The following is a 22,641-nucleotide window of genomic DNA, read 5'->3' on the forward strand; positions in this document are numbered from 1 at the left end:
TTTACTTGTAATTAAGCTTTGTTTACAAAATTGTCTAGTACACGCTTTTCTCCGGCTTTTTCGAACATTATTGTCAATTTATGATCGTCTATTGCTGTAATATGACCATAACCAAATTTTATGTGAAAAATCCGATCATTGACAGAAAAATCTGATGGTGCATGAGAGATTGATTGAGAGATAACTTTCCCTTCAATATTCTTGTTTTTTTGTGCACGCTTTTGTCTTGCTGTTGCATAGTCAGTATAAAAGGAATCGTGATGTTGAAAGGAAGATTTTCCATAACCACCATAGGATGTTTCCATTTCTACAACTTCTATATGTTCTGCTGGTAATTCATCTAGAAAACGGGAGGGAAGAGCAGGTTGCCAAAGTCCATGAATTCTTCGATTAGATACAAACCATATATGCAAATGTTTTTTTGCTCTTGTTAGACCTACGTAAGCAAGGCGCCGTTCTTCTTCTAATCCTGAACGTCCACCTTCATCTAATGAGCGTTGGTGGGGAAAGAGTCCTTCTTCCCAACCTGGAAGAAAAACTGTTTCAAATTCAAGTCCTTTGGCTGAATGAAGTGTCATGATGTTGACTGCATCCATATTTTCATTATTTTCCGTTTCCATAACGAGTGCAACATGTTCCAAAAAACTTTGAAGATTTTCAAATTGTTCCATGGAACGAATCATTTCTTTAAGATTTTCTAGTCTTGTAGGAGCCTCTGGTGAGCGATCTTCTAACCACATGGTTGTATAACCAGAATCATCAAGGACGATCTCGGCAAGTTCTCTATGAGGAGTGTCTTGAAGCATATTTTGCCAGCGGCGGAAGCTTTCAATGAGGCTTCGTAACGCACTGCGCGCCTTAGGCTTTAATTCATCTGTTTCAATGATGTCAGCGGCAGCAGAAAAGAGAGGAACAGCACGTGCACGTGCACTCTCATAAAGAATGCGCAGGGTTGCATCTCCTATGCCGCGTTTTGGTGTATTAATAACACGCTCAAAAGCTAAATCATCAGTAGGTTGGACAACAACGCGTAAATAAGCCATGGCATCACGTATTTCCATTCGCTCATAAAAACGAGGACCACCAATGACGCGATAATTAAGGCCAAGTGTTACAAAGCGATCTTCAAATTCACGCATTTGAAATGATGCGCGTACCAATATAGCCATATGATTTAATGCATGACCGGTTTGTTGTGCGCGTTCGATTTCTTCTCCGATTGCTCGTGCTTCTTCTGCCGAATCCCATGCTGAATGAATTTTTACCTTTTCTTCCTCACTCTTTATTTGAGCAGAAAAAAGGACTTTTCCCAGCCTTTCTTCATTATGAGCAATGAGATGGGAGGCGGTTTTGAGAATATGGGATGTTGAGCGATAATTGCGTTCTAGACGAATAATTTTAGCAGAAGGAAAATCTTTTTCAAAACGTAATATGTTTTCGACTTTTGCACCACGCCATCCATAAATGGATTGATCATCATCGCCAACACAACAAAGATTAACATGTTGACCTTGAGGATGTTGGGCCAAAAGGCGAAGCCAAAGATATTGTGCTGTATTTGTATCTTGATATTCATCGACAAGAATATAACGAAATTGAGAATGATATTCGCGAAGAATATCTGGATTATGTTGGAAGATAGAGATAGAATGAAGTAGAAGGTCACCAAAATCACAAGCATTAAGATCTTTTAATCGATTTTGATAATTGTGATAAAGTTCACGTCCCATGCCGTTACCAAAGGAATGAGCATCACTTTTTGAGATATGTTTTGGTGAAAGTCCTTGATTTTTCCAAGAATCAATCATCATGGCAAGGTTTCGTGCGGGCCAACGCTTATCGTCTAATCCTTCAGCTTGAATAAGCTGTTTTAAAAGTCGAAGAACATCATCGCTATCGAGAATTGTAAAGTTTCTTTTTAAATCAACAAGCTCTGCGTGACGGCGTAAAATTTTAGCGCCAGTGGAATGAAAGGTTCCAAGCCAAGGCATACCTTCAACAACTTCTCCAATAAGTTCACCAATACGTATTTTCATTTCACGTGCTGCTTTGTTGGTGAAAGTGACAGCAAGTATTTGCTGAGGAGAGGCAAGTCCAGAGCGTAAAATGTGAGAAATACGGGTTGTTAAAACGCGCGTTTTTCCTGTACCAGCACCTGCAAGAACTAAAAGAGGTCCCTCAGTATTCATAACAGCTTGTTGCTGTTCTGGATTGAGTTGTTCTAAATAATCTGTGTTATATGATTTTTGTTCTTTTAGAGTATGGGAGAAAAAACCAGAGCTCTTCTTATCATGGTCTGGAGGGGAATCTTCTTCAAAGAAAGGTATGTTGTGATCAGAAAAATTACTCATTATCTCTCTTTTGTAGTCTTTTTTTTATTGAAGTTCTAGATTAAAAAAACTTCTCTTAAAAAGTCACAACAGTTTCAGTTAAACAGACAGAAAGAGAACGTAAAAAAATAAGCACAAACATTAAAGGCGCTGGGTGAGAACGCTTTGAAGGGCATAAACGCGTAACGAAGCCGAAAGATTTACTTGTTGTGGTCTTTTGCTATCAATATCGGTGATAATAAAGGCTAAAGATTGTCCTTTTTGGCGGGCTATATCTTTTAGAATATCTAAAAATGGTGGTTCTAAAGAGACGCTTGTTGCGTGTCCATCAACGCGAACAGATATCTTTCGTGGAATGACTTTTGACCAATCGATAGAATTATTTTCGTGCATTTTTCCACCTTTATTCGTCGTTTCGTAAACGATTTTGATCAAGAAATTTTTGCGTTTTTAAAGATTTTTGTTGCTCAAAATTTTTTTCAGTTTTTGTTCGTCCAAAACGATAACGATTTTGCTCAGCACGAAGAGATTTTTCTGTACGTTTTTTTTGTTTTCGAAATTGGCGAAGATTAATCAATTCAGTCATGAGAAAAATTATTTTTTCCGAAAGGAATCTAAAGATACAACATCAGCACTTTGACTTTGTTTTGCATCGTTATTTGAAGGTTCTTTGTTTGTACTGAGATTTTGTTCTTTTGTAAGCGTATTTTCTATTTTTTGTTTGTTTGATAAGGTAATGGGCGTAGTTGAGGTATTTTCTGAATTTTCACTTTCTCCAGAGGTCAGATTTGAGGGCAGATCAAATGCTGCTTCAAATGCTGCTACAGGATCATAAAAGACCTGAATGGAAGTAAAAGGAATCACGAGCTTTTCGGTTATTTCCCTGAAAGAGAGGGTTACTTCGAAAGCTGTTTCTGAAACACTGAGATCTCTAAATTGATGTTGTAAGACGATTGTCATTTGCTCGGGATAGCGATTTTTTAGCCGAGGAGAAATTTTAACGCCTGGGGCATTTGTCAAAAAAGTTATAAAAAAATGATGATTTCCCGGAAGACCTGCTTTGGCAACTTCCGATAAAACTTTACGGATAACTCCACGAAGCGCATCCTGAACGAGAATATCGTAACGGATTTGATCTTTAACCATCGAAGTTTATTCCTTTTATTTCACGTAGCAGAATGGGGCGTATTGATATTGTGTGACAGAATATATTTTAAATTAGCAGATTTTTTCTACGATGCACCTCAATAAATCGAATAAATACGAAACTCTATGGTAAATAATGTCTGATAATGTCTGAAAGATCAATCAACAACATTTAAAAAAGTGAAGGCTTCTGTTGCCAGGTGCCTCCGAACCCCGCTTAAACCTGCGACGGTTTAAGGCTCAAATTGAAACATTCACACCACCTTAAGCGGCGAGACGTGCTTCCGCATAGTTGTCATTTGCAACTACTCATTTAGCCCGATAACGGTGGTACAATGCCGAGTAAAAGAGCGATCTTTACACCCTTGTCGATCCTATTTCGCCCCCACCAAAATATAACTTTGGTTTCTTATATTTTGGTGGAGGCGCCGGGTACCGCCCCCGGGTCCAATAGGTTTATTTCACCGTCCATTTATTACCATAGCTGGTAAACCAGCCCTCTAAATATAGATGAAGAACAGTCTTAGGAAAAGGGGGGGTTGTTAATATTTTTAATCCTCTAATTATTTATGGAGCTATATGATGCGGCTGTAAAGTATAGTCCGCTCATTTTTGGAGAGGAGATGATGCAAAATGACAAATAATTTAGCAGATATTAAACTATATGATTCAAATCCCGATGAAGCAGCAGTAGAACGACTTAGCCGTCGTTTAGCTTTGGTGATGAAAAAGCAGGATGCAGCGCTTGTTGCTACATCGGATCCAAAAGAGTTAGAACGTGTTGAAAAATGGGTTCAAGATGTTTTAGAAGCCGATGAGAAGAGTGCTAAAATGGCTGTTTCAAAAGTGGCTGAGATGATGTCTGGAGAGCGTAGAAAAAATCGACTGACTTTTTATTATCTAGTTGCTAAGCACCTTAATGCACTTCATAAAATTTAAACAATATTAAATTTGTGATAATGATAAAAAAGCCCAATTTCTTGGGCTTTTTCGTTGATAAAAAGGGTTAATGTTTTTCATCCTCTTGGAGGTAGCCTCCTTTACGCATACTCGGGACAAAGAGAAGAGCAATGAATGCCATGATCATCACGACGGTTATATAAAAATAAAAGAGTGATTCATGACCGTACTTTTTTAATCCAAGCGCAACGTATTCAGCAGAACCACCAAATAAGGCGTTGCCAATGGCATGAGAGATGCTAACGCCTAATGCGCGTATTGAAGAGGGAAACATTGCTGATTTGACGACACCAGAGATGGATGTATACATGCTCATAATGAAGAGCAAGCCAATAATGACGGAAAAGGCAACCCATATACTATGCGTATTACCGATTATCCAGAGTCCAGGAAATGTAAAGATGACAGAGAGTATACTCCAAATGATAAGTAAAGTTTTTGTTCCAATTTTATCGGCTATGATACCAGCTATGGGTTGGAATAGGATGAAAATAAATAGTACAGCTGTCATAATCGTTGTTGCGGTATGTTTATCAAAGCCGGTGGTTGTGATTAGATATTTTTGCATATAAGTCGTAAAGGTGTAAAATGTGAGTGATCCTCCTGATGCAAAGCATGCAATTACGACAACGGCTTTTGTATGCTTGGTGAGAAGTTCCTTAAGACTGCCAGAGTGTTTGTGAGAGCGGCTTTCTTTCGTGGTTGTTTCGTGGAGAGAACGACGCAGATAAATCGCAATCACTGCCCCGAAACCACCAATCACAAAAGGAATGCGCCATCCCCATGCTTTTAACTGATCTTCAGAGAGATAAGATGCTAGAATAAATATAATGAAGCTGGCAAGAAGTTGACCTGTAATAAGGGTGGCTGATTGGAAAGAAGCAAAAAGCCCACGATGTTTTTTGAGAGCAACTTCGCTCATATAAGTGGCTGCTGTACCATATTCACCACCCGCTGAAAGTCCTTGCATCATTCGAGCTAAAAGTAAAAGGATTGCTGATGTTATTCCTAAGGTTTCATAGGTGGGAAGTATGGCGATGAAAAAAGAGCCACCACACATCATAAAAATGGATATAAGCATCGAGCGTTTACGTCCATAACGATCGGCGACAAATCCTAAAAACCAAGCTCCAATAGGGCGCATAAGAAAGCCAATAAAAAACACACCCGCGGTTTTTAACAGTGGCGTAATCGTATCACCATCGGAGGGAAAGAATTGTGATGCAAAATAAATTGATGCAAATGAGTAAACGTAAAAATCATACCATTCTACGAGATTTCCTGATGCGCTTGCTATAATAGCAAAAACACGTTTTCTTGCATCCTGTGATGCTGAAGTTGTTTCATTTTTCATGAATTGTTCCCCTTTTGGATTTATATTTTATATTTTCTAAACATAATTGTTTATGATTTCCAGAAAAATTCAATTGTATTATAATAATTTCTTAGGGAAACTCTTTAAGATGATTTATTAGAGTTATGTTGTCATTCGTTTTAAGATTTTTACTTGTGTTATAGAATAAAAAGTTATCACGTTGCATTTAAAGGGAGAGAACATTGAAAAGTAGATCAAGATACCTTTAAACTTTATGAGAAGAATGCAATTATTGGCATACCGGAAGATTATAGAAGAGATGGTCTTTATGAGCAGAAAGCCCAAAAACTGAAGACATTTCATAAAGCTTAAATAATGTAAAAGGGGATTTTTGTGTCCTTGCTTATCTTGTTGTATCACCACACATCATTATTTAGGAGGGGGAGGTAAGGCTCAGATAAGGTTTTCCGTATGAGGTATTTTTCAGATATCATGATAAATATTTAGGGTAGGGCTTGCCTATAGAATCTTATCAAGTGAATTACATAAAGAGGGCAGTAACTATAGACAATTTAAGAGAAACTGAGTTGTTTGTAAGACGAATGCGGGGCAGAATTTTCGTTCTTTGTTAGGATGGAGAGGAGATGAAAAAAGCCCAATTTCTTGGGCTTTTTTTATCCAGAAAATAAGTTTAATGAAGTCTATCGTCTTTATCGAGATATCCTCCTTTATCTATATCGGGCATAAGAAGAATAGAGATGAGTGCAATGACCATCATACCAACTATGTAAAAAAAGAAAACAGATTCGTATCCCATATTTTTTAATCCAAGCGCTACATATTCGGCAGAACCGCCAAAGAGTGCATTGCCAATGGCAAAAGCAAATCCAACACCAATTGCTCGGATTGAAGCAGGGAACAATTCTGCTTTTATGATACCAGCGATGGACGTATAAAAACTCATAACACAGAGTATTCCAATAATGATTAAGAGTGCTGTCCATGGATTATGGGCATTACCGATCATTTTAAGTACAGGGATAGTGCAGATAATGGATAATAGCCCCCAACTAATGAGTGAAGCTCTTGCTCCAATTTTATCGGCTAGGGAACCAAAAAGGGGTTGGAGTAGCACAAAAATAAAGAGGGCGGCAGTCATTATCGTTGTTGCGGTTTGTTTATCAAAGCCGGTGGTTGTGATCAGATATTTTTGCATATAAGTAGTGTATGTATAAAATGTGAGTGATCCACCAGCTGTAAAGCCAACAACCAAAAAGAAAGCTTTTTTATGATTGCGAAAAAGTTCTCGAAGACTACCAGCATGTTTTTCAGAGCGGCTTTTGTGGGTTGTTGTTTCATGGAGCAAACTACGCAGATAAATTGCAACGATTGCTCCAAAGCCACCAATCACAAAAGGAATACGCCATCCCCACGCTTTTAACTGATCTTCAGTAAGGTAAAGGGCTAAAATAAATATTATAAAACTTGCGAGAAGTTGACCTGAGATCGTTGTTGCATATTGAAAAGAAGCAAAGAGCCCGCGACGATTTTTGGGTGCAACTTCGCTCATATAAGTTGCTGCTGTACCATATTCACCTCCAACGGAAAGTCCTTGAAACATACGGACAAAAAGGAGAAGGAATGCTGCTGCTATTCCCAAGGTTTTATAAGTGGGAAGTATGGCAATGAGAAAAGAGCCACCACACATCATAAAAACAGAAATAAGCATTGAGCGTTTACGTCCATAACGATCCGCAATGAATCCAAAGAGCCATGCTCCAATTGGACGCATAAGAAAGCCAATAAAAAAGATTCCTGCTGTTTTTAACAGTTGTGTAACGATATCTTCATCTTCAGGAAAAAATTGTGAGGCAAAATAAACCGATGCAAAGGAGTAAGCATAGAAGTCGTACCATTCTACCAGATTTCCTGATGCGCTGGACATGATAGCAAAAATACGTTTCCTTGTATCATGTGGGTCTAAAGTTGTTTGATTATTCATGAAGTATTCCCCTTTTAGATTTATAACTTTTCTTCTTTTTAAAGCTATTTACGATGTGCATTATAAAAACGCCATTGTACCATGATAATTTTTCAGGGAAACATAAAGATTTTTTCTAGAGCTATCAGTGCTGTTTTGGGCTTATGGTGTTGTTATATTGCGTAAATTATGCGCTTTTTACTATCCTTAAGGAAATATTATTTTTTGTTTGATTGTGAATTATTTGCATATGCAGAGTGCTTATGAAGATATGATACTCTTTAGTTTATATGCTTGATGTTGTTTCGTAAAATGATGTTATTGACTATTGCATGCGAGGTTGGTGTATCAGTTAAAATACTTTTTAGGAATGATCTTAAGTGTTAAGGGGGAGTACAATATTAAGAGTTCCTCAATAGTATAATGATAGCGGCTTGCACTTTTATTAAGTGTAAAGAGAGTGATGCCCATGTTTATACTTTACGGGGCTTTTACGTTATGTCATTCACGGGTGCCGTTGTGAAATGGAGTTGGGTGCATTGAGAAATGTTTCTCAAAAAAGTGTGCGAATTCATAATATAATGGTATTTTCTATTTTTCATGAAAGGATTTGTTTTGCATGAGGGGGTACCATTAAGAACGTATTAAACAAAATCATGAGTGTAATCTTTATTATTGATAAAATTTCTTGAAAGATAATCACTTTTCTTCGACGTTGAGTGGGAATGGGAATATTAAAATAAATCAAACGTTTTTTATCTTCCGTGAATTAAATTCAGCAAAAGAAGTATTTATTACATAATAATATGAAGCCATTTGTTTTTATAAGCGGCGTGTGTAGGAGGGAACATTGCTTCTTTAGAGTGTTTGAAGGGATAAAAAACTGTGAGCTTTAAACTTCTATTGGAAAGAATATAAAAAAGCCCAGAATACTGGGCTTTGCTTTTTTTGTTGAAACCCTTGTTTGTTAACATTAAAGGTTAATGAATATCGTCTCCTTGTAAATACCCTTTTTTGCGAGCATCTGGCATTAAGAGAACAGCAATGAATGCAATAATCATCATGCCGGTTATATAAAAATAGAAGACAGATTCATATCCAAGATCTTTTAATCCAAGCGCGACATATTCAGCAGAACCGCCAAACAGTGCGTTGGCAATAGCATAAGAGAGCCCAACTCCTATCGCTCGTACTGAAGCGGGAAACATTTCTGATTTTACAATGCCAGAGATAGATGTATAAAAGCTCATAATGCAGAGCATTCCAGTAATGACTGATAAAGCAATCCATGTACTATCAGTATTACCAATCATATTAAGTCCAGGAATGGTAAAGATAATAGATAAGACACTCCAAATAAGGAGAGAAGTTCTTGTTCCAATTTTATCTGCGAGAGAACCAAAGAGGGGTTGGAGTAACATGAAAACAAAGAGTGCAGCAGTCATTATAGTTGTGGCTGTATGTTTATCAAAGCCGGTGGTTGTGATCAGATATTTCTGCATGTAAGTCGTATAGGTGTAAAATGTGAGCGATCCTCCAGCGGTAAAGCCGATAACTAGAAAAAAAGCTTTTCGGTGGTTGCTCAGAAGTCCCCTAATACTACCAGCTTGTGCACTAGAACGACTTTCTTTGGTCGTTGTCTCATGGAGTGTGCGGCGTAGATAAATCGCAACAATTGCGCCGCATCCACCAATGGCAAATGGAATACGCCAGCCCCACGCTTTTAGCTGATCTTCGGTGAGATAAAGCGCTAAAATGAATATAACGAGACTGGCTAGAAGTTGACCACCAATCAGTGTGGTATATTGGAAAGAGCTAAAAAATCCACGGCGATTTTTGAGGGCGATTTCGCTCATATAAGTTGCTGTTGTACCATATTCACCACCGACAGAAAGCCCCTGAAGCATTCTGAGTAAAAGTAAAAGAATTCCTGCTGCCACTCCAATGGTTTCATAGGTAGGAAGTAGGGCGATTAAGAACGAACCACCACACATCATAAAAACAGAGATAAGCATTGAGCGTTTGCGTCCGTAACGATCGGCAATGAAGCCAAAAAGCCATCCGCCGATTGGGCGCATAAGAAAACCAATAGCAAAGACACCAGCCGCTTTTAAAAGTTGCGTAACGACATTGCCATCTGAGGGAAAGAATTGTGATGCAAAATAAATAGATGTAAAGGAATAAACATAAAAGTCATACCATTCTACTAGATTACCTGATGCACTGGACACGATAGCCCAGATACGTTTTCTTGTATCATGTGGTTTTAAAGCTTCTTGTTTTTCCATAGTCGATCCCTTTATTTGATGTTTATCCATCTTTGTTCATTTATGTCATTTTTTTAGAAGCTGTCTATAGTATTTTATCTTTTGCATCAAAAATTTAGTCAGATCATGATAATTTCTTGTGTAAGATGTTTTTGGAAAAAGATTTGAATTATGTTTGTACGGATTTTACAGTTTTTATTTTCTATAATGAGAAGAATCGGACATAATAGCCCTATGAAGTCATATCTTGCTCTTTTATCTCATGTTTTAAATCAGGGTATTGATCGGACAGATCGAACGGGTGTTGGCACGCGATCTATCTTTGGGTATCAGATGCGCTTTGATTTACAAGCAGGATTTCCGTTGTTGACAACAAAGAAGCTACACTTACGTTCAATTATTTATGAGCTTTTGTGGTTTCTTAAAGGCGATACAAATATCGCTTGGTTGAAAGAGCATGGTGTGTCGATTTGGGACGAATGGGCTGATGAAAAGGGAAATCTTGGTCCTGTTTATGGTTATCAGTGGCGTTCTTGGCCTGCTCCTGATGGACGCCATATTGATCAAATTAACAATCTTTTAACGATGATTAAGGAAACGCCAGATTCTCGTCGCTTGATTGTATCAGCTTGGAATCCTGCATTAATAGAGGAAATGGCGTTACCTCCGTGTCATTGTCTTTTTCAATTTTACATTGCGGAGGGTAAATTATCTTGTCAACTTTATCAGCGTTCGGCGGATATTTTCTTAGGTATTCCATTCAATATTGCATCCTACGCATTGCTAACGATGATGATTGCGCAAGTAAGCGGTCTTAAAGTAGGCGATTTTATTCATACTCTGGGAGATGCTCATCTTTATTCTAATCATTTTGAACAGGCAAAATATCAATTGTCTCGTATACCAAATGCTTTGCCATGTATGCGCATAAATCCAGCGGTAACAGATCTTTTTTCTTTTCAATTTGAGGATTTTGAGTTGCTTAATTATGAAGCACAACCTCATATTAAAGCGCCGGTAGCAATATGACGATTTCCATTTGTTTAATTGCTGCTGTTGCAGAAAATGGTGTTATCGGTCGTGAAGGTGCAATGCCGTGGCATTTATCGACGGATTTGCAACGCTTTAAAGCTTTGACGTTGCGTAAGCCCATTATTATGGGAAGAAAAACTTGGGATTCTATCGGGAGACCTTTATCAGGGCGTACAAATATCGTCATTACGCGTGATTGTACCTTTTGTGCTGAGGGGGCTGTTGTTGCTCACTCTTTATCGCAAGCTTGTTCTCTTGCAACAAGCGTTGCTTCTCAAAATGATGTAGAGGAAATTTTTATTATTGGTGGTGGTGCAATTTTTCAACAAGGGTTGCATATGGCTGATAAAATATTTCTTACAGAAGTTTTAGCTTCTATAGAAGGTGATAGTTTTTTTCCTGTTTTTGATAAAGAAAAGTGGACTATTGTGCAAACACAAGATATTCCAAAAGGGGATAAAGATAGTCATCCGACACGTTTTGTTGTTTATGAGCGGAAATAATTTTTTGTAATATGAAGTGGAAGGGGTTATCAGTTGTATTGTAATGAGGTAAGAGACACCCTATAAGATCAAGCAAATGGTTGGTGTTCGAGTAGTGGTAATCAGTTAAAGAGGTGATAATGCCCTGGACAAATCAAAATGGTGGTGGCCCGTGGAGTGGCGATAAAAACAGTGGTGACAAAAAAACACCAGCTAAGAATCTCTTTGGTTCTGGTGGCGGTAATGGTGGCGAAAATGGTCCTAATCTTAATGATATTTTGCGCAAAGGGCAGGATCAGTTTAAACAATTCGGGAGAAGCAGTTTTTCTGTTTTATTCCTTCTGCTTATTGTGTTTTTTTGGCTATACCAGTCAATTTATATTGTTCAGCAAAATGAACAAGCGGTAGAGTTGCGCTTTGGCATCCCTAAAGAAGGTATTATTGGTGATGGGTTGCATTTTCATTTTTGGCCAATTGAGACCTATATGAAAGTACCTTTAACGGAAAAAACAATTGCGATTGGTGGGAAGCCTGGTCAGGCGCAACAAAGTGATGGCTTAATGCTTTCAAGTGATCAGAATATCGTTAATGTTAACTTTTCCGTTTACTATCGGATTTCATACCCTAGTCAGTTTTTATTCAATGTGAATGATCAAGAGGGAACAGTCCGCCAAGTTGCTGAGAGTGCAATGCGTGAGGTCATTGGTTCGCGGCCGGTTGATGATGTTTTACGTGACAAGAAAGAGGAAGTTGCTAATGACGTCAGAAAGATTATTCAGTTGACTGTAGATAAATATCAACTTGGTGTTGAAATAAGTCGTGTGTCTATCAGTGAAGCTGCTCCTCCGACAAAGGTTGCTGCTGCGTTTAATTCTGTTCAGCAGGCGGAGCAGGAACGTGGAAGAATGATTGAAGAGGGGAATCGTGTGCGTTTTACGAAAATTGGTTTAGCAAATGGTGAAGCTTCACGCACACGGGAAATCGCAAAAGGTGAAAAGGCACAAATGGTTGAAGAGGCAACAGGGCGTGCTGAACGTTTTCAGGCGATAGCTCGTGAGGCTGCGATTTCACCAGAAGCTGCTCGCTATCGTCTCTATATGGAGACGATGGGGCGGATTCTTTCTTCACCAAATAAGCTGGTTCTTGATCAGGCAAATTCTCCAGCGGTGCCTTATTTACCTTTGAACGAATTGTTGCGTAGCAAGTCATCGGAAAAAGTAAAGGCAACATCAGCGCGTCCTGCGTTACTCTTAGATTCTCGTATTTCTGGAGGAGATTAATTATGCAGCAATCTCGCTTTTTGTTTGTTTTTAGTGCTATAGTGTTTGTTTTGATGATTTTGTGGATGTCCGTATTTATCGTCTATCCTCGTCAACAAGTAGCAATTAAGCGTTTTGGACAAATTGTTCAGGTAGAATCTAATCCTGGAATCTATTTCAAGGCGCCCTTTATCGATAAGATGATCATTGTTGATAATCGGTTATTGCGTTACGATGTTCCTACACAATCTGTACAGGTTCGTGGTGGTGCGTATTATGAGGTGGATGCGTTCTTTATTTACCGTATTACAGATCCTAAGTTGTTTTTACAGCGCATTGCTTCTGGGCGTCCACAAATTGCGGCACGTGAAAACCTTGCACCACGGTTTATTGACGCTTTGCGCGCTGTTTATGGTAAGCGAGAATTTAAAGCAGCCTTATCGGATGAACGAGGCGCGATGATGGCTGAAGTACAGAAGCAGTTTTCTGTAGATGCAGGTTCGTTGGGTATTACCATTGTTGATGTGCGTATTCGTAAAACCGATTTGACTGATGCTGTTTCAGAAGATGTCTATCGGCAAATGGCAGCTGAACGTGAAGCTGCTGCGGAAAATATCCGTGCTCGTGGTCAACAAGAGCGAGATCGTATTGTAGCAGAAGCTAATCGTGAATATGAAGAAATTGTAGCAGCGGCAAAGCGTGATGCTGAAATTACTCGTGGTGAAGGTCAGGCTGAAAGTATTCGTCTTTTATTGAATGCGAGGGAGGCTAATCCGTCTTTTTACGATTTTTGGTTGGCGATGGAACAATACAAGAATTTAGAGAAAACACCGATGGTGATTTCTCCAAATGAGGATTTCTTTTTCTATTTTCGTAATCCGCCGCAGGCAAATAAAGCATTCTTACCGACAATGAATACTGGCATTAGTAAAACTGATCCAAAATCGGGAGAGAATAGATAAAATAATGGATTGCAGATACGAGATTTTGCATGAAAAGAATGATCTGTGACCATTTTCTTTTATGGTAAAAGTGGTAGAGAGTATCGAGCCGTGCTGGTTTTATGTAGATAAATTTAGTGGGGCTCTTTGCATCTTTGATTAAAGGCATGTCATGGATAGAAGTGTCGTGAGTAAAAATACGTTTTTAAAGTTTTTTATCACAAGAGTTGTTTTTTGTGTGACTTTGTTTCTATCAGGGTCAGGTTTGTCTTGGGGAGCAGAGACAAGCGAGGCATTGCTTTCTATTCCTGATTTAGCTTCTGAGCTTTTGGAAACAGTTGTGAATATTTCCACGGCACAGACTGTTGAAGGAACAGAACAGGATGAAAATACCTCGGTACCCGTTATCCCAAAAGATTCATTGCTGGAGGAATATTTTAGTGATTTTTTTACACCCAAGGATGCTCAAAAAGATAGTCAATTTCAAAAGGTGCGTTCTTTAGGGTCTGGTTTTGTGATTGATGCGCAAAAGGGGATTATTGTTACAAATTATCATGTTATTGTTGATGCTGATGATATTGAAGTTAATTTTACGGATGGTACAAAACTAAAGGCAAAGCTTCTTGGAAAGGATAGCAAAACTGATTTGGCGTTGCTTCAAGTCGATGCAGGAAGTAAAAAATTAAAAGCTGTGCGTTTTGGTGACTCAGAAAAAGCACGTATTGGTGACTGGGTTATGGCTATTGGTAATCCTTATGGTTTTGGTGGAAGTGTGACGGTTGGTATTATTTCTGCGCGTAACCGTGATCTTAATGCTGGTCCCTATGATAATTTTATTCAAACAGATGCAGCAATTAATCGGGGCAATTCTGGTGGTCCGTTATTTGATAGAAATGGTGAAGTCATTGGCATTAATACAGCAATTGTTTCACCTTCGGGAGGATCTATCGGTATTGGATTTGCTATTCCATCGGATATGGCTCTTTCTGTTATTAATCAATTGCGTGATTTTGGAGAAATAAGACGTGGTTGGTTGGCTATTCGTATTCAGCCGGTAACAGAGGATATTGCAAAAAGTTTAAAATTGGACAATGCTGTGGGAGCATTGGTGGCTGGTAAAATAGAACAGACGGAAGAAAATAATGTAGATAATAGCCAGTTACAAACTGGAGATGTTATTCTTTCTTTTGGTAATTCCAAAATTAAGCATGCACGTGATTTGCCGCGTTTAGTTGCAGAAAGTTCAGAAGGAAAGGTGGTGGATGTTACTGTTTTACGGAATGGGCAAGAAGAAACAGTAAAAGTTAAGCTTGGACGTTTGATTGAAACAGATCCAAATGAAGATACAGAAGAAGAAGTTGATGATAAAAAAAATCAAGATCTGTCGAAAAACGTGACAATGCAATTTATGGGAATGACGTTATCTGAACTGACGGAGGATTTGCGTCATCGTTATTCAATTTCAGATAAACTTCGAGGACTAGTGGTGACATCTGTTGCACAAAATAGTGCAGCGGATAAAAAGCGTATTCGCGTTGGTGAAGTGATTGTTGATATCAATCAGAGTTCTATCACAACAATTGATGAGGCTAAAAAACGTATTCATAAATTACGTGAAGCTGGACGCAAAAATGCTCTATTTATTGTAGCGCGTCCAGATGGAGAGTTACGGTTCGTAACGCTCCTAATGGATTGATCCTTAAAAATTATTTTTTGTTTTTTATCAGCCTTAGTATATGGGATATTTTGCAAGCTAGGCATGTGATGTCCAATATTTCTCAAATTCATTTCACGATAGAGAGCATGGGGTGTGCAATATAAAATTCATTGGGCAGCTCTATTTTTGCGTTAAATAAAAGTACAAGTTGCTACCATCATAGATTTGCTAGATTTCCAACTTTGCAACAGCTTAGGCTTTAAAATAGTGCATAAGAGATCTATGTTTTGTATTTAAGTCAATTATTATTATAAATAATGTTGTATCTAGTGAGAATTTTAGCACTTTGTGATTGTATTTTGTGTGCTATAGAGAACGTTTTTTCACTTCAGTTTGAAAAAAGCTCTCTCAGAGAAAAATCATATTAGACTAAATTAGTTATATATATATTTACACCTTTCTTGGTGATGGATGAAAAAATAGTTATAAAAAAAGAGCGTGAAGAAGACAATTTCTGAATCTCCTATTATAAATCAGAGTAGCATGCTGTTTTTATAGGAAAAAATAAAGCTGTTTGATTGTATAGGTTAAGCTCAGTATTATTTTCATAAATGATGACAAAGAGTATGTTTTTAATGGCCTAAACGGACAAAATTATTATAGCTGTGGTTTGTTATTGAATTATGATAGCAAAAAATGCTTGGAAATTCCTTTGGTGTTGTTCTTAAGTCTATTTTTTCTTTTTTATAAGTTTCATAGGATTTTCTTTGTATTGAAGAGAATTTGTGTTCGTATTTTTGTTTGAAGTATTTACTCTATGATAATGGAGAGAAGATAGTGGCTTTGGGGGTGTCTGTATGTTGCAATAAGTTATTGATTGGGAGAAATTGCTATTTATGGCACAAAGAACAATTACATTGATAGCAGGGCCAACGGCAAGTGGGAAGTCAGAACTTGCCTTGCAAATGGCTCAAGAAAAGAATGCTCTCATTATTAATACTGATTCAATGCAGGTTTATGATGTTTTAAATATTTTAACGGCACGGCCGGGGGAGGCTGACACCGCGATTGTTCCCCATTATCTTTATGGTCATGTGAGTCCTACTTTGAACTATTCAGTAGGGCAATGGTTGTGTGATGTCGAGGAGCTATTGGCTACTTTTTCTTTAAGATCAGTTATTTTTGTTGGTGGAACAGGACTTTATTTTCGTGCTCTTTTAGAGGGGATTTCGGAAGTCCCTCATGTTCCAGATGTTGTGCGGCAGAAGTGGCGTTTGCTGCTTGATAAAGAGGGACCTGAAAGTCTTTATCGCCAGTTGTTGCAGATTGATGCTGTTGTTGCTGAAAAAATTTCTTCGCATGATAGACAGCGTATTGTCCGTGCTTTGGAAGTTTATGATGCAACCGGTAAGACGCTCAGTTGGTGGCAGAAACAAAAAACAACACCTCTCATTGCGCCAAATTTGACCGAAAAAATTCTTCTCATGCCACCACGTCCTCTGCTTTATGAACGTATTCATAAACGCTTGGATTCTATGATTGAAAGAGGAGCTTTAGAAGAAGTGGTGGCTATGAAAAAACTTAAACTTTCCCCTTCATTACCAGCAATGAAGGCTATTGGTATACCTGAGTTTATGGCTTATTTGGATGGATATAGAAGCTTTGAGAGTGCTCTTGAAGCGGTGAAAATACAAACGAGGAGATATGCAAAAAGACAAATGACATGGTTTCGTAATCAATTTGATGAAGAATGGATGCTTACTTTTTGATAAAGGAGCTGGAGCCTTGCAAAGAAACTTTCGAAAGATAAAAGATAATTCGTAAAAAAGAAATTTTTTAGAAAATATAATTTTTTATTGACGAATGGTATCAATGGAATTAGAAATCTGTCTACAAGGAATTTTTTATATATTTTATACGTTGGAATAATGGGGGGTGATCATACAGTATGTGTTGTGTAATGGGCTCCTTTGGGGGCTTTTTTTATGGGCTCCGTTAGGGGCTTTTTTATTGTCCTATAAAGTAGGTGAGTGGGAAAAATGAGAAATGATCCAAGAAAGCAAGAGAGTGCAGATGGAAAAATAATGTCGGGCGCTGAAATAGTGATTCAGGCTCTTATAGATCAAGGCGTTGAACATATTTTTGGTTATCCTGGTGGGGCTGTTTTGCCTATTTTTGATGTTCTTTATCACCAAGATACACTCCAGCATATTTTGGTGCGCCATGAACAAGCCGCAGGGCATGCGGCTGAAGGCTATGCACGCAGCACAGGGAAGGTAGGGGTTATGCTTGTGACTTCTGGTCCAGGGGCAACGAATGCTGTGACACCTTTGCAAGATGCTCTTATGGATTCGATACCTCTTGTTTGTTTTTCTGGGCAGGTGTCAACAACGGTGATTGGAACAAATGCTTTTCAAGAGGCTGATACAGTTGGAATTACAAAGCCTTGTACGAAGCGTAATTGGCTGGTTAAAAATGTCAATGATCTTGCGGCTATTATTCATGAAGCTTTTGCTCTTGCTCAATCAGGTCGTCCTGGGCCGGTTTTGATTGATATTCCTAAGGATGTTCAATTTGCTTCAGGACTTTATAGAGCACCTCAAGTTCAGGAGTCTTTACATTCTTTTCCATCGTTGAAAGGGAATATTAAGGCTATTGAATCTGCCGTTTCTCTTTTAGTTGAGGCAAAACGCCCTATTATTTATTCTGGTGGTGGTGTTATTTCATCGGGGATGAAAGCTATACAGCTTTTACGTAATTTGGTTCAATTGGGGGATTTTCCGATTACTTCAACATTAATGGGACTTGGTGCTTATCCTGCTTCCGGTAAAAATTGGCTTGGAATGCTTGGAATGCATGGAACCTATGAGGCTAATATGGCCATGCATGATTGTGATGTCATGTTAGCTGTTGGAGCACGATTTGATGATCGTATCACGGGGCGCCTTGATGCATTTGCACCTCATGCGCGTATTATTCATATTGATATTGATCCTTCTTCCATCAATAAAATTGTAAAAGCAGAAGTTCCAATTATTGGTGATGTGGCTTGTGTTTTAGGAGATATGACGCAACTCGTAAAAATACAGCAACCAGCGTTTAACAGTGAAGTCCGTGAGGCGTGGTGGACGCAAATTAACCGTTGGAAAGCTCGTAATTCATTGGCATATGCGGAGAAAAAAGATGTCATTATGCCGCAATATGCTCTTGAACGGCTGTATGCCCTTACCAAAGATGCGAACGCTTATATTACAACGGATGTCGGACAGCATCAGATGTGGGCAGCACAGTATTATCATTTTGATGAACCAAAACATTGGATGACTTCTGGTGGTCTTGGAACGATGGGGTATGGTCTTCCGGCCGCTATCGGTGTTCAAATAGCACATCCTGATGCGCTTGTTGTGTGTATTTCTGGTGATGCCTCCATTCAGATGAATATTCAAGAGCTTGCAACAGCTATTCAGCATGACACACCTGTAAAAATTTTCATTTTAAATAATCAGTATATGGGGATGGTTCGCCAGTGGCAGCAATTGCTGCATGGTAATCGTCTTTCTCATTCTTATACGGAATCTATGCCTGACTTTGTGAAATTGGCACAAGCTTATGGAGCCGTGGGAATTCATTGTTCAAAACCCGATGAACTTGATGATAAAATTCAGCAGATGATTGACTGTGATAAGCCTGTTCTTTTTGATTGTCGTGTTTATCATTTAGAAAACTGTTTTCCTATGATCCCATCGGGATGTGCTCATAATGAGATGTTATTACCCGATGAGGCAAGCGAAGAAGCTATTGCAAATGCTATTTCTTCCGAGGGAAAGATTCTTGTATAAAATTAATATGTTAACAAAATGATGAAGGATAGTGATGATGAAGTCTTTGGAGTCCTCATCTCTGTCTCTTCTTTGTGGAGAGTTCCTATTATCCTTAGAGATCATTTTATGATTTTCATTCTTTGTTTAAAGACATGGGGTGTATTATTATTTGTTCATCTAAAAAATGTTATAAGTCGTGTGCACAATTATGTTTGAATTTATTTGTACGCGATGTTTGTTTTTTTAATTCATATGTTCACATTAATAGCTATTTCGTTGCATTTTTTAGATAATACATTGAATTATCTGTTATAAATTAATTATGTTGTCTCATATATGAAAGATTCCATCGTGCAAGAAAAAAATCCACTGTGCTTGAAGGGGGCAACCATGCAAACCGTCATACTTGTGAAAACAATAGAAAAGTTTGTCACTATGTTTTGGTTTCGCATTATGAAATTACTCCAAATCGCTTTTTCAAGGGCTTGATAGGGGAATCCCCCTAGCGGCTTGAAGGAAGGGAAAAAATAACAAAGATCAAATGCAGCCATAGAAAATCAATTGGCTACCATAGCTTATAATTAGGTAGTAACCTCATCTGATTATGCGGGAGAAACCTATACATATGAGATGTATCGTCAATATATAAACCAGAATAATACTCAACATTATATCATTATCAGGACATTAACATTGAAAATCAAATACTCTTTCTTTTATTTGTTCTATATATCTATGATTCCATAAATCTGCAGAGACCAACACTCTTTGAATCCACCGCATTGGATTTTCATAACTATCAAATGAGCCAAAAAATTTATCTCTAGAGTGTAGAGTCCTTCTGTTATCAATGTATAATAATCTTCCTTAGTGGTACATCAATTCCAAAAGATACAGCCTTAATAGCTTCATAAAAATGATCTAAAGCTTCCTTGGCTTTTTTGACTGTGGTTCTAACATGCCAGGATAAAAAACAGCGCTGATATCTGGGAATTCACTGTCCCTGTGAACTAGGGGCACTTTACTTGTAGAGGTTACCCCATTTTTTCTCCATCTATAGGGAACATTAATTATATATAAATTATCCCTTAAGCTCCTCAAATCCTCCTCACTTAAAAGTTTTAAAGCTAGACGTGCATCAGATATTCTCGTTAACGGGCCATCAACATCATTGCGAACACCAGATAAAAGGATCCCTTTAGGAGATAAATTTAAACCCGTTATAAATTTTAGTGCAGCATTTTCTGTATGAAAATCTAACTCAACTTCAGATCCTAATTCTGTATAATCTTTTTTATTATCCTCTAAAGAAAGCAGGTTATTTACTATATGTTCGCCTTCAAACTTAATTGAATAAGGCTCTCCGATCACTACAGAAAACATCATAATTAAATTTTCGCTAATATAGCCACTTTTACAAGACGCATCTAAATTATAAGGATTAGATGACGTATTAATTTGTCTATCAACAGGAAGGTTTTTAAAGATTAAATATGGTCTAGGGGTAATAGACCCCTTTTTGTTCATAAGAATTGTCAATATTCTATGTGGTAGCAGCGAAAATGCTATTTTTTTAACTCAACCGAATATTCAATACCACCGTATGGATACTCAATAATAATTAAGTCAATAAGTTATATTAATAGTGAGGGTTTTATTCGCTATTGATTCTATTACGTTTTTTTGCCTCTATTCCTCATCTTTTTGAAGTTTTTTTATAGCTTCAAGAGCGAGTTTTTTACGGTCTGCGCTCTTTGTGTAAAGAGATGACATGGCGTCATCTGTCCAGCCAATATGTGTCGTGCAAATTTGATAGGCTAGCGATATAAGATAAATTTTACAAACATTGGCTCAGCCGGCATTAAGCGCTCTTTATAAAAGACGCTATATTTTGGCAAGCTTTTTCAATATAATTCTCAAAGCTTTCTTCAGTCACATAGCCCAGATGCGGTGTGCAAAGAACTCTATCTGATTGCAATAATTTGCTCTCATATACTGGCTCGCTGTCATAAACATCCAGTGCAAAGTAAGTTGAATTTTCCAAACTTAGTATTTTTTCTATCGCCCCTTTTTCAACCAAAGCTGAACGCGCTGTGTTAACAAAAATAGCATGTGGTTTCATGCTCAATAGATCATCTAATTTTATGATTTCTCTGGTTTTATCGCTTAAACGTAAATGGACGGATATAACGTCAGGACGTGTAAAAAATTCATCTTTTGAATGCGTAAAATGATAACCTAAATTTTTTGCTTCTTGCGTTGAACGCTCGCTCCCATAAACCAAAATGGACATGCCAAAAGCTTGAGCATATTGAGCAACCATTTTACCAATACGGCCAAACCCGAATATTCCAAGAGTAGCCCCTTTCATTTGGTTGCCAAATGTTGTTTGCCATCGTCCTTTTTTCATATCAGATACAGATTTACAGAGTTTTCTACGCGCAGACATAATTAAGAGCCACGCAAATTCAGCAGCAGAAGTTGGATCTCCACCACCGTCTAATATTTCACTTCCTAAGTCTCTACAAGTTTCTATATCAATATGTGAACCTATAGGGCCTGTTTGGCAGATTAATTTTAAATTTGGCAGTTTCAGGAGAAGATTTCTATCAACTATAGTCCGCTCTCTGATTAAGATAAGAATATCTATCTCTTTGAGCTTATCTTCTAAATCACATTCTTTAGCTAAATTATTTATAACCAGCACTTCATGCAATTTCATTAATTTTGTAATAGACTGTAATGTTAGGGTGGCTTTTTGATAGTCGTCTGGAATTAATATTTTCAATTTAAACCTTCCGTTTCATTCATCAATATTTGAGCTCATTATTTCATTGTTATTTCTAGCAATAAGAATAGTATTAATCAGTTAGTTTTTATAAACTTTAAAACATTGCGACAAAAAGAAAAAGTTTGACTCAGTCGATGGAGAATTGCGCTTTTCTCATATTCTAGAGGACGAACCTGAAGTGCTACGCTGGACATGAAACCATGTCCCAGTTTTCTTATAATAGACTACCAAGAAGGCCATACTTACGAACCATATTTTATTGTTGAAACAGAAAAAGTTCCATATTTGTGCGAGATAAAGCGTGCTTCATATAAGCGTGATGTCTCTCTTTATTCGTTGAGATATAACATATTTGTAGCATGAAGAGTAAATTTATTAAAATCATGATAAGAGGGAAATAGGAACCTTATAGGTGTATCATCATAGGATTAAGTCGTTTTGTTGAGAGCTATTTCTATTTTTGCCAAAAGGTTTTTGATATATTTATTATTATTTCGTAATAGTGGATGTACTTTATTTTTTATGTGCAAGAAAGCTGATTGATTGTGTAAAATAGCGTTCAAAAATTACATTATTCTTATCCTGTTAAGGACATTTTTTCTAGTGAGGGTTTTGCAATTGCAATGCTCTTTTTCTCATTCTAAATTTTGGGGTTAGAA

General features: G+C 37.7%; 17 protein-coding genes, 1 other RNA gene and 1 pseudogene. 8 read left to right on the forward strand and 11 right to left on the reverse strand.

Going from position 1 to position 22,641, the window contains the following annotated elements; all coding sequences use genetic code 11:
- Positions 1-11 precede the first annotated feature (11 nt).
- From ACFILA_RS04710 to ssrA, 5 genes are all read right to left on the reverse strand, one after another.
- A complete protein-coding gene (locus ACFILA_RS04710; protein ID WP_375637651.1) occupies positions 12-2,351 on the reverse strand; it encodes an ATP-dependent helicase in 2,340 nt (779 codons plus the stop codon).
- Positions 2,352-2,471: 120 nt separating this feature from the next.
- A complete protein-coding gene (locus ACFILA_RS04715; RefSeq protein ID WP_273790764.1) occupies positions 2,472-2,723 on the reverse strand; it encodes a ribbon-helix-helix domain-containing protein in 252 nt (83 codons plus the stop codon).
- 10 nt (positions 2,724-2,733) lie between these two features.
- A complete protein-coding gene (locus tag ACFILA_RS04720) occupies positions 2,734-2,916 on the reverse strand; it encodes a DUF4169 family protein (protein ID WP_273790763.1) in 183 nt (60 codons plus the stop codon).
- 8 nt (positions 2,917-2,924) lie between these two features.
- Positions 2,925-3,476, reverse strand: a complete 552-nt coding sequence (locus ACFILA_RS04725) for an SspB family protein (protein WP_375631167.1) — start codon at positions 3,474-3,476, stop codon at positions 2,925-2,927.
- Positions 3,477-3,655: 179 nt separating this feature from the next.
- Positions 3,656-4,012, reverse strand: a transfer-messenger RNA (tmRNA) gene (gene ssrA, locus ACFILA_RS04730).
- A gap of 97 nt (positions 4,013-4,109) precedes the next feature.
- Here ssrA and ACFILA_RS04735 point away from each other — a divergent pair.
- The gene (locus tag ACFILA_RS04735; protein ID WP_375660748.1) at positions 4,110-4,415 is read left to right on the forward strand and encodes a DUF2853 family protein; all 306 of its coding nucleotides are present in this window, start codon (positions 4,110-4,112) and stop codon (positions 4,413-4,415) included.
- A gap of 67 nt (positions 4,416-4,482) precedes the next feature.
- On the opposite strand, the gene ACFILA_RS04740 is transcribed toward ACFILA_RS04735, so the two are convergent.
- The 3 genes from ACFILA_RS04740 to ACFILA_RS04750 all read right to left on the reverse strand — a co-directional run bounded on the left by ACFILA_RS04740 (position 4,483) and on the right by ACFILA_RS04750 (position 10,020).
- Positions 4,483-5,790, reverse strand: a complete 1,308-nt coding sequence (locus tag ACFILA_RS04740; protein WP_273790760.1) for an MFS transporter — start codon at positions 5,788-5,790, stop codon at positions 4,483-4,485.
- Positions 5,791-6,442: 652 nt separating this feature from the next.
- Positions 6,443-7,753 carry an MFS family transporter gene (locus ACFILA_RS04745; protein ID WP_375658197.1) on the reverse strand — a complete coding sequence of 437 codons (1,311 nt, stop codon included), beginning with the start codon at positions 7,751-7,753 and terminating at the stop codon, positions 6,443-6,445.
- Positions 7,754-8,712: 959 nt separating this feature from the next.
- Positions 8,713-10,020: an MFS family transporter gene (locus ACFILA_RS04750; protein WP_375643461.1), complete on the reverse strand. Its 1,308-nt coding sequence runs from the start codon at positions 10,018-10,020 to the stop codon at positions 8,713-8,715.
- 213 nt (positions 10,021-10,233) lie between these two features.
- Between ACFILA_RS04750 and ACFILA_RS04755 the strand changes: the two genes are divergently transcribed.
- From ACFILA_RS04755 to ACFILA_RS04785, 7 genes are all read left to right on the forward strand, one after another.
- The gene (locus ACFILA_RS04755) at positions 10,234-11,028 is read left to right on the forward strand and encodes a thymidylate synthase (protein ID WP_273790824.1); all 795 of its coding nucleotides are present in this window, start codon (positions 10,234-10,236) and stop codon (positions 11,026-11,028) included.
- Entirely contained in the window at positions 11,025-11,534 is a 510-nt protein-coding gene (locus ACFILA_RS04760; protein ID WP_273790757.1) for a dihydrofolate reductase, read from the forward strand. The genes ACFILA_RS04755 and ACFILA_RS04760 overlap by 4 nt, the downstream gene beginning before the upstream one ends.
- Before the next feature lie 119 nt (positions 11,535-11,653).
- On the forward strand, positions 11,654-12,793 hold the full coding sequence (gene hflK, locus ACFILA_RS04765; protein ID WP_273790756.1) for an FtsH protease activity modulator HflK: 1,140 nt from the start codon (positions 11,654-11,656) through the stop codon (positions 12,791-12,793).
- A 2-nt stretch (positions 12,794-12,795) separates the two neighbouring features.
- Positions 12,796-13,734 (forward strand): protease modulator HflC, encoded by a 939-nt coding sequence (gene hflC / locus ACFILA_RS04770; RefSeq protein ID WP_273790755.1) that lies wholly within the window; start codon positions 12,796-12,798, stop codon positions 13,732-13,734.
- Positions 13,735-13,885: 151 nt separating this feature from the next.
- A complete protein-coding gene (locus tag ACFILA_RS04775) occupies positions 13,886-15,409 on the forward strand; it encodes a Do family serine endopeptidase (RefSeq protein ID WP_273790754.1) in 1,524 nt (507 codons plus the stop codon).
- 857 nt (positions 15,410-16,266) lie between these two features.
- Positions 16,267-17,139 (forward strand): tRNA (adenosine(37)-N6)-dimethylallyltransferase MiaA, encoded by an 873-nt coding sequence (miaA, locus tag ACFILA_RS04780; RefSeq protein WP_273790753.1) that lies wholly within the window; start codon positions 16,267-16,269, stop codon positions 17,137-17,139.
- Positions 17,140-17,409: 270 nt separating this feature from the next.
- Positions 17,410-19,209, forward strand: a complete 1,800-nt coding sequence (locus tag ACFILA_RS04785) for an acetolactate synthase 3 large subunit (protein ID WP_375660749.1) — start codon at positions 17,410-17,412, stop codon at positions 19,207-19,209.
- A gap of 903 nt (positions 19,210-20,112) precedes the next feature.
- Here the strand turns inward: ACFILA_RS04785 and ACFILA_RS04790 are convergent.
- From ACFILA_RS04790 to ACFILA_RS04800, 3 genes and pseudogenes are all read right to left on the reverse strand, one after another.
- Positions 20,113-20,718, reverse strand: coding sequence for a hypothetical protein (locus ACFILA_RS04790; RefSeq protein WP_375660750.1), 606 nt, complete (start codon positions 20,716-20,718; stop codon positions 20,113-20,115).
- Between the two features lie 162 nt (positions 20,719-20,880).
- Positions 20,881-20,982, reverse strand: a pseudogene (locus ACFILA_RS04795) (integrase); the annotation flags it as partial.
- 70 nt (positions 20,983-21,052) lie between these two features.
- On the reverse strand, positions 21,053-21,979 hold the full coding sequence (locus tag ACFILA_RS04800) for a D-2-hydroxyacid dehydrogenase family protein (protein WP_375660751.1): 927 nt from the start codon (positions 21,977-21,979) through the stop codon (positions 21,053-21,055).
- Positions 21,980-22,641 lie beyond the last annotated feature (662 nt).

The organism is Bartonella sp. CL71SXKL, from assembly GCF_042194935.1.
GTDB lineage: Bacteria > Pseudomonadota > Alphaproteobacteria > Rhizobiales > Rhizobiaceae > Bartonella.

Coding starts and splice junctions, on each gene's coding strand:
- ACFILA_RS04710 (WP_375637651.1), bottom strand. CDS start 2,351: ATGAGTAATTTTTCTGATCACAACATACCTTTCTTTGAAGAAGATTCC.
- ACFILA_RS04715 (WP_273790764.1), bottom strand. CDS start 2,723: ATGCACGAAAATAATTCTATCGATTGGTCAAAAGTCATTCCACGAAAG.
- ACFILA_RS04720 (WP_273790763.1), bottom strand. CDS start 2,916: ATGACTGAATTGATTAATCTTCGCCAATTTCGAAAACAAAAAAAACGT.
- ACFILA_RS04725 (WP_375631167.1), bottom strand. CDS start 3,476: ATGGTTAAAGATCAAATCCGTTACGATATTCTCGTTCAGGATGCGCTT.
- ACFILA_RS04735 (WP_375660748.1), top strand. CDS start 4,110: ATGACAAATAATTTAGCAGATATTAAACTATATGATTCAAATCCCGAT.
- ACFILA_RS04740 (WP_273790760.1), bottom strand. CDS start 5,790: ATGAAAAATGAAACAACTTCAGCATCACAGGATGCAAGAAAACGTGTT.
- ACFILA_RS04745 (WP_375658197.1), bottom strand. CDS start 7,753: ATGAATAATCAAACAACTTTAGACCCACATGATACAAGGAAACGTATT.
- ACFILA_RS04750 (WP_375643461.1), bottom strand. CDS start 10,020: ATGGAAAAACAAGAAGCTTTAAAACCACATGATACAAGAAAACGTATC.
- ACFILA_RS04755 (WP_273790824.1), top strand. CDS start 10,234: ATGAAGTCATATCTTGCTCTTTTATCTCATGTTTTAAATCAGGGTATT.
- ACFILA_RS04760 (WP_273790757.1), top strand. CDS start 11,025: ATGACGATTTCCATTTGTTTAATTGCTGCTGTTGCAGAAAATGGTGTT.
- hflK (WP_273790756.1), top strand. CDS start 11,654: ATGCCCTGGACAAATCAAAATGGTGGTGGCCCGTGGAGTGGCGATAAA.
- hflC (WP_273790755.1), top strand. CDS start 12,796: ATGCAGCAATCTCGCTTTTTGTTTGTTTTTAGTGCTATAGTGTTTGTT.
- ACFILA_RS04775 (WP_273790754.1), top strand. CDS start 13,886: ATGGATAGAAGTGTCGTGAGTAAAAATACGTTTTTAAAGTTTTTTATC.
- miaA (WP_273790753.1), top strand. CDS start 16,267: ATGGCACAAAGAACAATTACATTGATAGCAGGGCCAACGGCAAGTGGG.
- ACFILA_RS04785 (WP_375660749.1), top strand. CDS start 17,410: ATGAGAAATGATCCAAGAAAGCAAGAGAGTGCAGATGGAAAAATAATG.
- ACFILA_RS04790 (WP_375660750.1), bottom strand. CDS start 20,718: ATGAACAAAAAGGGGTCTATTACCCCTAGACCATATTTAATCTTTAAA.